Genomic DNA, 12154 nt, shown 5'->3' with positions numbered 1-12154 from the left:
ATTTTCAAAAATTAAATTTTTTAAAAAGTGTATAGAGTTTCCCTGTGAAAGGGAATAAGAATTGAATGTGAGATTAAATTATTTCACCAAAGTGATTTAATTCTTGAAATGGTAGCGCTTATAAATTAAAATTAAAAATACTGAATTAAAGTTTCAATATAATTGAGCTTTGTAAATTACATTCGCCACAAATACTGGAACTTAACAAAAATCTGTCTTTCTGTTTCAACAAATCGTGATGGATTATTTTCAACCGGTAAATCCTCAATGCTATGACTTGAGCCGAGATAAAATATTGTAAACGGATTTATCTTGTAGCTTAGCAGCGGGTCAACTCTGAAGCTGTTGCCGAACGAATTGTATTCAGTAATAAGTCTTAAAAATAATTGCTTGGAAAACTGGTACGACATTCTGTTCCTTAAAATATAGCCTGCGTATAATTTATCGCTGAGATTGGAATTATTTGCAAGTTCTGCATAGGAGTAATCCGTAATAAAGCTTAACTGTTCAAGCGGTTTAAAGGTATTCCACAATTGAAGCTGCTGAGTATATCCTACATAGGAAGGCTCAAGGAATCTGACAATTGCTTTCCCCCTGGTATAATAAAATCCGAATGTAAACTTAGGCATCGTGTTGATGTTCATATTTATAGAAGGTCTTAACGCATCAGTGTTATAAACTCCGCTTACGAGCTCATTGTTCACAAGGAACATACTAAGGTTTGCATTTATTTGTTGCGCAAACTGAATATAAAGCTGAGCCTGCGCAAACTCTTCGCGGAGCTTTCCCTCAAAGTTATGTTTTACATATCCGAAAAGAGAGGGCTCTAATCTTACAAGCCATTTGCTTTCAGGATAAATTGTATATCCCTGCCAGCTTGAAAGCGTTTTGTAATTATTGTTTGATAAAAATCCATTATCCATTCTTGCGGCGGAAGGAATGAAGTCGTAATTCAAATCGAAATTCCAGTGGCGCGCGCTTCTCCTGAATGACAGATACCCGCCGGTTCCTGAAAAACTTTCGCCGTCAAATCCAGCCGTGTATTTTCCTTCATCAAATCTTTGGTTGGGATCGTAATATAAGTTACTGTCATTAAGCTCGTGCGTATTGAAATGAAGAAGCTGGAAGACGAACGCATACTTATCAAGAAATCTTAGTTTGCCGTCAACACCAAGCACCCGGTTAAAACCATTATACTTTAAAAAATTTCCTGTGGTATCCTTATATTCTCTGTCTGTGAAAATCATACCTATGTAAGAATCATCAGCGAGGTCATGTTTAAGTCGCAGTATATTTGAAAGCGAATGAATTCTTGTTGAAAATACCGAACTGCTTTCATCAAGCGGAACAAGAAACGGAGTCTTGTGGTCATAAGCTGCAATATATCCGACATCTACCTTTCCTATTTTACCTGTAATCTTTCCTGCAAGCGACGGAGAATTTATAGAGCGCGTGTAAACTACGTCATAAGGTGTACTGAAAATATTATTTCCTTCCAGGAAGAATGGTCTTTTTTCAGGAAGGAATAAAGCAAAGTTGGAATTTATATTTATAACTCCTGCGTCGGATTCTACCTGACTGAAATCAGGATTTATTGCAAGGTCAGTTGTAAGGTTAGATGTTATACCATACTTCACATTTAAGCCTAAATCAATATTCGGGTCGCCGTTATTATATGGAGAGTTTGCATTGGAAAAATCTGAAATCTCTCTTGACTGAGAGCCTAAAACATATGGAAGTACTTCAAGGTTTTTTCCGCCCTTAATATTTTTTAAACCTTTAAGTGTTCCTGCTTTTGTAAACAAAGACGGGTCGTCTCTGGAAATAGGGCACCAGAAATATTCATCACGGTTATTTCGCGGGCGGATTCTGTAGACATGAAATTTCCAGTCTTGAATATCTTTGTTTGGGAAGCGGATACTTTTGAAAGGTATAGCAATTTCACATGTCCATTTATCTTTATATATTTTTGCACCTGAGCTCCACACTGCGTCATAACTTGCATCTTCATTTCCGTTAGACCAGAGTAAGTCGCCTTGTATTCCGTAGGGATTAGTTAAAAACTCATAAGCCTGTTTGCTGTTTGAATATGTATCAATAAAAAATCCTGCAAAGTCATCCTGAAAAATTTTGTCCCTGTCAGCAAATGTTACGTGAAGATTTTTCATATCTTCATCGTGACAGATATATCCGAAATAAATATTATCGTTATCGTACATTATATACGCTTCTGTCTGGACCGGCGGCTTGCAGTTATCACCCGGAGAAATTTCACTGAAATTAGAAAGCTTAACTGCGTTTTTCCACTGTGCCTCATCAAGCACTCCGTCAACTTTTATTTTACCATCTTCTATCTTTAACGGATAAACTTCAAGCTGTTCTCCTTTGTTAGGAACAAATGAAGTTAAAACTGCCGAAGAATCTTTTTTCTGCTCGGTATTTATTACAGGTTTTGTTGAAATATCAGAAGAGTCTTTTTTTAATTCTAAATCAACATCAGCAGAAAAATTTTTGTAGGTTGTAAGTGAATCAGCATTCTGAGAAAATGCATTACAGAATAATGAAACACCAAATAAAACTACTGAGAGAGATTTTAGCCAAAGAGACATCAGGGTTACTTTTTTCAAAAATTAACGGATGTAAAAAGAAAAGGTTTCAAAACAGAGATACATTTATAGTTTAAAAACCCCTGTAATTAACTTGTTTTTTATTCACTATAAAAAAACTATTTTTGATTAATTAATCTAACCAATTCAACTTAACCCAACTTAATAAAATGAAAATTTTAAAATTATTTTTTGTACTTGCAATATTTTTTGTTTTTGCAGGAAGCTCATTCTCACAGACTTCCACTGATACAACAAAATCAAAAAAGAAAACAAGTACAATAAAAAAAGTTTATAAATCCTATAACGGATGCAAGAAAAGCAGCGAAAGCTGCACATACTTCGAGCTTGATTACCAGATAGTAAAATCAGGCAAGGCAAGAAGTGAAATCAATCAGGCAATTCAGGATTCTCTTTTAAAATCAGTTAACATCTGGGATAACAGAAAAGCATCCGACTTCAAAGAAGCTGCATCAAATTTTATAAGCGAGTATGAAAAGTCACTTAAAGAAACTACTAACGGTGCTAACTGGTATCTTGAAACCGATGCAAGAATAAATTCTAATAGAAAAAATGTTCTGTCTTACAGAGTAACACAGTCAATGTACACAGGCGGCGCGCACCCAAACACCTACTTAGTTTATTACAATTTTGATAAGGCGACAGGAAAGCAGATTTCGCTAACTGACATTTTCGGAACGGGGTTTGAATCTAAACTAAACAAAGTAATTGATACTGACTTCCGAAAGATGAAAGGTTTAAGCGCTACAGATAACCTGCAGGATAAGGCAGGGCTTTTTGAAAATAAAATTACTTACTCAAAGAATTTTGCAATCGAGAAAAAAGGAATAAGGTTTTATTACAACAGCTATGATATTGCTGCTTATGTTTACGGACCTACTGATTTATTGGTATCATGGAAGGACTTAGCAGATATTCTTCCGGATGCAAGCTATTACTCAAAATAAAATTCATAAAATTTTTGACAAAAAAAAGCCTGAGAGAAAAAATCTTTCAGGCTTTTCTTTTTATAAAAGTTAAAACAATTTACTTTATTAGAACCATTCGTTTTACTTCACTGAAATCACCCGCTTCAAGTTTATAGAAATAAGTTCCGCTCGGGAATTCATTTGCAATGAAATCAATTGAATATCTTCCTGCCTTTTGTTCACTCCTGATAAGATTAGCAACAACTTTACCTGTGACATCATAAACTTTTAAAGTTACAAAACCTGCTTTAGGTAAATCATAATTAATTTTCGTTACAGGATTGAACGGGTTAGGATAATTTTGTTTCAGAGAAAATCTATCCGGCACCTCCGTTCCTATTTGTGAAACTCCCGTTGTTACAGTATAGTTCAGCACTTTAAAATTATCAAAGAAAAATCCGTCACCGGGCTGTCCTGCATCTGTAACATAATTGAATCGGATTTTTACAGACTGCCCCGCATAAGCCGCAATATTTATCTGGTCAACAACCCATGATTGATTTCCCGAGTAAGAAGGCTGCCCGCCTACCGTTGTGGTGTATCTTCCCGGAAGACTTGTCCATGTTGAACCGTTGTTTGAACTGATTTGAATTCGTGCATAATCAAATCCTGCTTCAGTTGCATATCGCGTTGCAAATTCTATTCTTGGATTTAAAGTACCTGTTAAGCTAATTGGATTAATTAATGTAAAAGTATTGTTCGATGAATTTCTGGAATTTCCATATCTTGAATCGGCAAAAGATTTATTTCCATCATAAGGAGAAATGTAAGATGTATCCCACATAATTCCTGTTCCGGCTGAAGTCCAGTTACTTGTGCCGCTCTCTGCGTTATCTGAGAATAGCACAGATTGTTTGCCGACATTTACTTTTACTGTATCAACTGTAGTCGTAACGTTTTCCTGCTTTACAGTTATTATCAGTTTTATCTCATCCATCAATGCTGCAGAGTTTCCTACAATAAATTTGAAGGGATTAGATGTATTCTTTTTAATCGTTCTTGCAGAGATACTGTCATAGTTTACAGATGCATTTAATGCAGTTAAGTTCGGATAAGGTGATGTAACACTTACAACTACATTCTTAGAAGTCTTTGATAAACCCTTATTGTTAATGCTTACTTCAAGTGAAAGTGTATCCGTTTTTTCAACGTAACCTTTACCCAATAATTTAAAGTTCTGTGTTTTTGCGTATGCACCTCCTACCCATGTCAGATATTTTAACGGTCCTAAATTTTCATTACATAACGGAATAATTTCAGAAACTGTTGGCCAGAAACCGCTGCCTGCCATTTCGGGAGTCCAGCAATATGTTCCTACTGAATGTAAATAATCTCTTGTCGTTCCATTGGAAAGATAATCAAGCATCTGCCACACTGTTCCGTACAAATAATCGTTTTGCGCCGAGAAGTCACTGCTGAAGTCCGAATAAATTTCATAGGCAACCGAGCTGTCTCTGTATCCGAACGGATTCAGATATCGTCCCGCTACTGAGTGTGCGCTAAAGGAAATTTTGGGATGCACTGCATCTACTAATCCCTTAACTGCCTGAGATTCCGGTTCTGAATTTGCTGATGGTCCTCTGTATGTATCCGAGCAGGGGTCAGGACTTGAGCCGCTGTTATCATATCCCCAGCCTAAACTATAGTTTCTGTTTAAGTCCACTCCGAAGCAGCTTCCGTTATTTCTTCTGTTCTTTCTCCAGCTTCCGCCTCCGTTAGGATTTGTTTGCTGATTGTATGCATACCCGTCAGGATTTACAATCGGGATAAAATAAATTTCCCTGTTATCAACTAAATATTTCGCCTCAGCATTTGTATTATAGTTATCAAGAAGCCAGTACATATAATAAAGCAATGCTTCCATGGATATCGGCTCGCGCGCATGATGAAGCGCATCAAAATATACTGCAGGCTCCGTCGCTGATTCATTAACATCGGCGTTATCGGAAATTTTTACAGACCATATTTTTCTGGAGCCTGCTGTTGTTCCTCTATCCTGTTTAACGGTTATAAGTGTAGGATATTGAAGACGCAGTGAATCAAGTTTTTGAACAAGCTCATCATAAGTATGAAATCCTCCCATGCTGCCATAGGAGAATCCGGTCACATTATCACTTTGCTGAATGTTCTTACTTTTCATTAACTCTTCCTGTGTGGAAGGAGGACGATTTTTATAAAAATCATTCATATCTGCAATAGTTACATCGAACGGAATACCAATGGATTTTAATCTGGTTATTTCATTCTGATTAATAACTAAATCTATTCCCTCTGAAAAATTTCCCTGGAAGTGTTCAATAGTTATATCATTTTGTGCCAGAGTTTTCAACTGTTCAGGAGAGCTTATATGAATTTTTACTTTACTGTAAGTTTCTGAAGGTGTATTGGATTCGTTATAGTTAATCACATTATAACCTGCAAGAAATGTTATTAATATAATTAATGATAAAGAAGTAATTGTTAATTTTAATTTCATAATTTTTATTTATATTTAGTAATATAATAATTCCATTTTCTAAGAGAAAATATAATTTAATTACCAATGGAAGACTCTACTAAAAGATTTTCAAACCGTGTAGAAAATTATGTGAAGTACAGGCCGCATTACCCAAAGGAAATAATAACTTTTCTAACCAATGAGATCGGGCTTACACCTCAAAATATTATAGCCGATATCGGCTCCGGCACAGGAATATCATCTGAACTTTTCCTGCAAAACGGAAATAAAGTTTACGGAATAGAACCTAACAAAGAAATGCGCGAAGCAGGTGAAAAGTATCTTGAGAAGTATGATAAATTTTTAAGTGTTGCAGGAACTGCAGAAGATACATTGCTTGAGAGTGACTCTATGGATATAATTGTTTGCGGGCAGGCTTTTCATTGGTTTGATACCGATAAATGTAAAATAGAATTTACCCGTATTATAAAAAATAACGGCTATGTTGTACTGATATGGAACGAAAGAAACACAGAAAACTCGCCTTTGCTTACCGAATATGAAAATTTAATCAAAAAATTTGGTACTGATTACGATAAGGTTTCCCAAAAAGACGAAGAGGTTAATGAGAAAATAAAAATTTTTTTTGACGAGAGAGGATATAAAACAAAACACATAAGCAATTACCAGCTTTTTGATTTTGAAGGATTTAAAGGAAGACTTTTATCTTCTTCTTACGTTCCCTCTGAGAATGAAGTAATGATAGTTGAACTTAAAGAGCTTTTTGATAAATACCAAAAAGACGGTAATGTAAAATTTGAATACGACACCAATATATTCTATGGTCAGTTAAAGTAATTATATTCCGACTTCCTCGGCCATCTTAGCTGCCCTGTCAGCAGTCTTCAATTTATCAATAACTTCATCCAGATCTCCCTCTACAATATCGGATAGATTATAAAGTGTTAATCCTATTCTATGGTCTGTCAGTCTGTTCTGTGGAAAATTATATGTCCGTATCTTCTCGCTTCTGTCACCCGTCTTCACCTGTCCTTTTCTGTTTGCAGAAACTGCTGCATTTCTTATTTCAAGCTCTCTCTCATATAATCTTGAACGCAGAACTTTCATTGCCTTCAGCTTATTCTTAAGCTGTGAGCGTTCATCCTGACATTGCACAACTATTCCGGTGGGGATGTGAGTAATACGGATAGCTGTTTCAACTTTGTTGACGTTCTGACCGCCTGCGCCGCCTGAACGGAATACATCAATCTTCATATCGTTATCATTCAGCTCCACATCAAAGTCCTCAGCCTCAGGCAAAACAGCTACTGATGCAGCTGATGTATGCACACGTCCGTTTGCTTCCGTCTTTGGAACGCGCTGTACTCTATGCACACCGCTTTCATATTTCAGATCGCCGTAAATATTTTTTCCGCTTACGCTTAGCACCGCTTCTTTTATACCTCCCGGAGTAGATGATTCGCTGAAGTCCATTACTTCAACTTTATATCCTTTTGTTTCAAAGTAACGAGTGTACATTCTGTAAAGGTCAGCAGCAAATAATGCAGCTTCTTCGCCGCCTGTGCCTGCGCGGATTTCCATTATAGCATCTTTGGAATCTTCGGGATCTTTAGGAACGATGAGTTCTTTCAGCTTTGCTTCAATTCCTTCTAATTTATTTTCAAGCTGCTCCTGTTCTTCTCTTGCCATTTCTTTCATTTCAGCATCGGTCGTATCTAAGAAAAGCTGCCTGTTTTCTTCAACGCTTTTCTTAGTGCTTTTGTATTCGGCGAATGTTTCAACAAGTTCCTGAAGGTCTGCATACTCTTTTGTGAGTTTTCTGTACTCATTGGTATCATTTGTTACTTCCGGTTTTGAAAGCAGGTCTGCAAGTTCGTGATATCTTGCAACAACTTTTTCTAATTTATCAAACATGATTTGTAACTTTTATAATCTTTTAAAATTTTTTTAATTTCTTATATATAAACAAAAACGGCTGCACTATATAATATAATGCAACCGTTTGAAAATATGTTAAAAATATATATCTAAGCTTTTTGTGCTGCTGCAGGTCCTACATAAGTAGCGGAACCAAAGCCCAGCATCAAACCGAATATGTAGGGGAGAATAATTAAGCCTACACCAAACCCAACATCTTTACCAAATGATTTAGCAAGATCTAAGCTGATCATAACATGCGCAACAATATTTACACATGGAATCAAAAACAGAACTACCCACCACGATGGACGTCCTACGATTTCACATAGTACAATAATGTTATAGATAGGAATAATAGCTGCCCAACCCGGTTTTCCGGCTTTTTCAAAAATTTTCCACCAGGCAACAATCATTAATATGATTATTCCAAAGTATACTATTCCTAAAGCACCGCCAAAAATGGCGCCCATCATACCACCGCTTCCTGTGGTTTCATAATCATTTTGTAAAAGTAGTAATAGTGGTTTCAGCATGGTTTTTATTTTTTAGGTTAATGAAAGATTTTTAATAGTATTGAGTTATGAAGTAATTTAGTGAATTCGCCTGTGAGCACTAAATTATATATTCTAAATGAAAAAAACAAAAATAAAATAATACCGAACACATATGTAAAACTTTTTGAAAAAAATATTTTTCTGAGCCTCGGAAATTGTTTATCGAAAAATATTTCTGAAAACAAAACGAAAATAAAAATTAAAACTGCTATGTAAATGAACGGTCCGAAAAAATGAAATTTAAATGCATCACCGAAATTCCCCGATGAAATTGCGCAGAACGAATGTGTCAGTCCGCATCCCGGGCACGGAAGCCCCGTCAATAATTTCATGGAGCAAATCTCTACTCCGCGATCAAGATACGGCGATATAAAAAAACTCAGTACAATTATAGTAATGTACGTTAATAACCAGCCGAGTTTTTTTTTATTGTTTCGGAGTCTCGTCGTAAAGTTCATTCAGGTGTCCTTGTATAATCATAGCTGAAACTGCAGGGAAAAAGAATCCGAGAACCATTAATAATACTGCTTTATCTTTTAAATTATCTTTGCCAATCATCTGACCTAACTCATCAAGACCTTGCCCGACTAAATAATAATAATACATGTGCACCGGTGAACAAAGTCCGCCGAGTATTGCAACGGGTGTGGAAATAAGTTCACGGTTTGTGATTTTATTAAAAACTTCAGCTACTTTCATGTTCCAGTAAATAAAGTAAAGTCCGCATGTGACTATACCTAATATCAAAACCATTACCGGGTCATTTTTAAACACAGGGATTTCTTGCTTGTTCATAAGAATTTAATTTTATTGGATAGGTTTAAACCGGAAATAATAATTGTTACCGGAAAATTGCTTTGATGCTTCCCCAGGTACTTCTTATTCCTGATACTGTGTGACTAACTGTGATGTGATTGGTGTAAGTGTAATTTCCTGCAGCATCCATGCATTTTAATCTGTAGTAATAAATTGTTGAACTGGTCGGATTATGAGCTTCAACAGAATTATCCTGATAAGAATAATACGAATTATTTCCTGTAGCATTATTTACGTGGAGACTCAAAAAATTATCCGGTGTGTTAACGCTTCTTTCGAGATCAAATTTGACCGTTCCCGATTCATCTACAGTTTTCCATTCGACTAAAATACCTTCAGCATTATTTTTTGCAGTAAAATATTGTAATGATACTGCAGCAAAAATAATCGCCGAGAAAGTAAGTATGGTTATTAATCCAATTGAAAACTGTAAAGATTTCCTCATAGGTTTGATTTCTATATAAATTTAGGAGCTATTTTAGACAAATTCAAGTATTAATTAAAGATTATTTCAAAAATATAAATAAAAAAACCCCCTTATAAAATAAGGGGGTTCTTGTTTTGGGATTATAAAATTCTGAAATTCTTAGTTAGTTGTTGTTGTTGCAGGTATTCTTTCTCTGAAATCATTTTGACCGTTAGTATTTAACTTAACGTCAAATGTAAGCTTCAGACTTGTGTTTCCACCTACTGTGACATATTCAAGTGACTTTAAATATACCAATCCGAAAATCGGTCTGGAAAGACCCTGGCTTCTTTCTTTTAAGAAAACACCGTAAGCTCTGTAATCACTTGAAGTAAATGATGTGCCAAAGTAAGATGTTGAGTAGCTTGTAAAATCAGTAGAATCTAAATTATTATTAGTATCTTCTATTGTCGTCAAAGCGTCAAACTGAGCCTGTGTCATATTTCTGCTTGCAAATTGCTTAGCAAATCTTGTTTCTTTTCCGATTGCGCGATGATCAAGAAATATGTCTCCTGTTCCGCTTCTTAACAGATATCTTTCTGACAGTCCTACAGAATCCGCCATTTCAATATCTCTGGACGGGTCAAGTGAAAGAACTGTTGTTCCGTTGTATAAATCAACACCGCTATAAGAAGAAGGTCCAAAATCTTCATATACTTGTACATTTTTAAATGCTCTTACATTTGGGTTTGCTACTGTTGTCGTGTCGCCTGTGGTTAAGGTATTGTCATTACACCCTGTGGTTGTGAAGAGTAATGAACCGATTGCTGTGCTGAGAAAGAGAAGTGGTAACAAAAGTTTTAGTGCTGCTTTCATGTTGTTTGTTTAGTTATGTAATACTACTTATTATAAATGATAATTTCTGTGTTTAGTTCCCTAAAATTCGGGATAGAAAATTCTTTCTATTGATATTCCTCTTCCGGTCACTGTATCTATGGTACACAAAACTGCTGCCAGATGTAAGTCATTCTGACCAACTTCATGCTTTTGCGGAGTTGCAAACATAAAACGCTTAATCGATGCTTCTTTCTTCATTCCTATAACCGATTCATATGGTCCCGTCATCCCGACATCGGTAATATATGCAGTGCCGTTTGGCAATACCCTGTTATCGGCAGTCTGTACGTGTGTATGCGTACCGACAACTACTGACGCCCGTCCATCGCAATGCCATCCGAACGCCATTTTTTCAGCAGTTGCTTCTGCGTGGAAATCCACGAAGATAATGTTTGTCTCGTTTTTAACTTTTTCATATATCCAGTCAAATGTTTTAAACGGACATTCAATAGCCTTCATAAAGACTCTGCCCATTAAATTAATTACTGCAATTTTGTGGTTTGAATTGCCGACCTTATAAATTCCGTATCCGTTGCCATAAACACCGCGCGGATAGTTAGCCGGTCTGAGAAGGTTTTTTGTATCATTAATGAACTTATGCGCCTGAATCTTATCCATAGTATGGTTGCCTCCGGATAAAACATTTATGTTCAGGCTAAGTAATTTCAGGGCATCTCTTTCGATTATCCCCATGCCGTCAGTGATATTTTCACCGTTGGCAATTACAAAATCGGGCTTGTATTTAGCCCTTATAGCGGGTAAGAACGTTTCTGTGTGATTAAAACCGGGCTCTCCGATTATATCACCGATAAATAAAACTTTGATTGAACTGTTCAATCAGTACTTCTTTCTAAGAATTCTATTGAATTCGTTTATTGAACTAATATATAAATATACAAAATAAAAATTAAAAATACTTATCAGGGTCATAACCTTTCCACTCACAATATCTGAGCAAATCTCCCTGCACCGAGCGGAATACAGCAGCAAAAGCTACCGCATCATCTGTAAATCCAATCACAGGCAAAATATCAGGAATAATATCAAACGGGTTTATAAAGTACAAAACCGCTCCTACAATAAGAGCTATTGTTCTCCACGGAATATCAACATATCTCTTCGTTTTGTAATCTTTTATCATTTCATAGGATAATGATAACTGATTTAAAAGCTTACCGAATACATTTTTATTCAGCTTATCCGAGCGTTTTTTAACGTTATCTTCGGTCCGTAAAATTTTATTTACATCCTTATTACTTACATTGGAAGATTTCTTCCTTAGTTCATCGTAAATTTTAATTTCGTCTAATGTGTTCTCTGTCATAAAATAATATAATTAAACTCCTATTCCTAAAAAACGGAAAAAAGACTCATATCGTTCCCCATTTTCAATTACGAATTTCAAATTACGAATTACGAGTTATGCTAAATCTTTACTATACTAAATTACAAAACTCACAATAATAATTCATCACTGCATAAAATAAATTTTTCTGAATTGACGGGTT

The 12154-nt window shown here is 35.7% G+C and carries 12 protein-coding genes; 2 read left to right on the top strand and 10 right to left on the bottom strand.

Features of this window, described 5'->3' with window-relative positions:
• Positions 1 to 176 precede the first annotated feature (176 nt).
• Positions 177 to 2609: a carbohydrate binding family 9 domain-containing protein gene (locus JST55_08170; GenBank protein MBS1493471.1), complete on the bottom strand. Its 2433-nt coding sequence runs from the start codon at positions 2607 to 2609 to the stop codon at positions 177 to 179.
• 167 nt (positions 2610 to 2776) lie between these two features.
• Between JST55_08170 and JST55_08165 the strand changes: the two genes are divergently transcribed.
• Positions 2777 to 3574 (top strand): DUF3298 and DUF4163 domain-containing protein, encoded by a 798-nt coding sequence (locus tag JST55_08165; GenBank protein ID MBS1493470.1) that lies wholly within the window; start codon positions 2777 to 2779, stop codon positions 3572 to 3574.
• Positions 3575 to 3653: 79 nt separating this feature from the next.
• Here JST55_08165 and JST55_08160 read toward each other — a convergent pair whose 3' ends face one another.
• Positions 3654 to 6071, bottom strand: a complete 2418-nt coding sequence (locus JST55_08160) for an immune inhibitor A (protein MBS1493469.1) — start codon at positions 6069 to 6071, stop codon at positions 3654 to 3656.
• A gap of 66 nt (positions 6072 to 6137) precedes the next feature.
• Between JST55_08160 and JST55_08155 the strand changes: the two genes are divergently transcribed.
• Positions 6138 to 6890 carry a class I SAM-dependent methyltransferase gene (locus JST55_08155; protein ID MBS1493468.1) on the top strand — a complete coding sequence of 251 codons (753 nt, stop codon included), beginning with the start codon at positions 6138 to 6140 and terminating at the stop codon, positions 6888 to 6890.
• On the opposite strand, the gene prfA is transcribed toward JST55_08155, so the two are convergent.
• The 8 genes from prfA to JST55_08115 form a co-directional block, all read right to left on the bottom strand.
• A complete protein-coding gene (gene prfA, locus JST55_08150; GenBank protein MBS1493467.1) occupies positions 6891 to 7967 on the bottom strand; it encodes a peptide chain release factor 1 in 1077 nt (358 codons plus the stop codon).
• Positions 7968 to 8080: 113 nt separating this feature from the next.
• On the bottom strand, positions 8081 to 8443 hold the full coding sequence (locus JST55_08145; GenBank protein MBS1493466.1) for a signal peptidase I: 363 nt from the start codon (positions 8441 to 8443) through the stop codon (positions 8081 to 8083).
• An 80-nt stretch (positions 8444 to 8523) separates the two neighbouring features.
• Entirely contained in the window at positions 8524 to 8859 is a 336-nt protein-coding gene (locus tag JST55_08140; GenBank protein MBS1493465.1) for a DUF2752 domain-containing protein, read from the bottom strand.
• A gap of 94 nt (positions 8860 to 8953) precedes the next feature.
• Positions 8954 to 9322, bottom strand: a complete 369-nt coding sequence (locus JST55_08135; protein MBS1493464.1) for a DUF4234 domain-containing protein — start codon at positions 9320 to 9322, stop codon at positions 8954 to 8956.
• A 46-nt stretch (positions 9323 to 9368) separates the two neighbouring features.
• Positions 9369 to 9788 carry a hypothetical protein gene (locus tag JST55_08130; protein ID MBS1493463.1) on the bottom strand — a complete coding sequence of 140 codons (420 nt, stop codon included), beginning with the start codon at positions 9786 to 9788 and terminating at the stop codon, positions 9369 to 9371.
• Positions 9789 to 9929: 141 nt separating this feature from the next.
• Positions 9930 to 10625 (bottom strand): hypothetical protein, encoded by a 696-nt coding sequence (locus tag JST55_08125; GenBank protein ID MBS1493462.1) that lies wholly within the window; start codon positions 10623 to 10625, stop codon positions 9930 to 9932.
• 60 nt (positions 10626 to 10685) lie between these two features.
• Complete coding sequence (locus tag JST55_08120; GenBank protein MBS1493461.1) at positions 10686 to 11483, bottom strand: TIGR00282 family metallophosphoesterase; 798 nt, start codon at positions 11481 to 11483, stop codon at positions 10686 to 10688.
• 70 nt (positions 11484 to 11553) lie between these two features.
• Positions 11554 to 11970, bottom strand: a complete 417-nt coding sequence (locus JST55_08115; GenBank protein MBS1493460.1) for a DUF1232 domain-containing protein — start codon at positions 11968 to 11970, stop codon at positions 11554 to 11556.
• Positions 11971 to 12154: the final 184 nt, after the last annotated feature.

The organism is Bacteroidota bacterium (assembly GCA_018266835.1).
Lineage (GTDB): Bacteria > Bacteroidota > Ignavibacteria > Tepidaquicellales > Tepidaquicellaceae > JAFDZO01.
The sequence above is the reverse complement of the archived record's forward strand: the minus strand, read 5'-3'. Positions and strand labels throughout refer to the sequence as shown.

Excerpts from the sequence above, each read along its gene's own strand:
- JST55_08130 (MBS1493463.1), bottom strand. The coding sequence starts at position 9,788 with ATGAGGAAATCTTTACAGTTTTCAATTGGATTAATAACCATACTTACT.
- JST55_08160 (MBS1493469.1), bottom strand. The coding sequence starts at position 6,071 with ATGAAATTAAAATTAACAATTACTTCTTTATCATTAATTATATTAATA.
- JST55_08155 (MBS1493468.1), top strand. The coding sequence starts at position 6,138 with ATGGAAGACTCTACTAAAAGATTTTCAAACCGTGTAGAAAATTATGTG.
- JST55_08140 (MBS1493465.1), bottom strand. The coding sequence starts at position 8,859 with ATGAAATTATTGACGGGGCTTCCGTGCCCGGGATGCGGACTGACACAT.
- JST55_08125 (MBS1493462.1), bottom strand. The coding sequence starts at position 10,625 with ATGAAAGCAGCACTAAAACTTTTGTTACCACTTCTCTTTCTCAGCACA.
- JST55_08145 (MBS1493466.1), bottom strand. The coding sequence starts at position 8,443 with ATGGGCGCCATTTTTGGCGGTGCTTTAGGAATAGTATACTTTGGAATA.
- JST55_08135 (MBS1493464.1), bottom strand. The coding sequence starts at position 9,322 with ATGAACAAGCAAGAAATCCCTGTGTTTAAAAATGACCCGGTAATGGTT.
- JST55_08170 (MBS1493471.1), bottom strand. The coding sequence starts at position 2,609 with ATGTCTCTTTGGCTAAAATCTCTCTCAGTAGTTTTATTTGGTGTTTCA.
- JST55_08165 (MBS1493470.1), top strand. The coding sequence starts at position 2,777 with ATGAAAATTTTAAAATTATTTTTTGTACTTGCAATATTTTTTGTTTTT.
- prfA (MBS1493467.1), bottom strand. The coding sequence starts at position 7,967 with ATGTTTGATAAATTAGAAAAAGTTGTTGCAAGATATCACGAACTTGCA.
- JST55_08115 (MBS1493460.1), bottom strand. The coding sequence starts at position 11,970 with ATGACAGAGAACACATTAGACGAAATTAAAATTTACGATGAACTAAGG.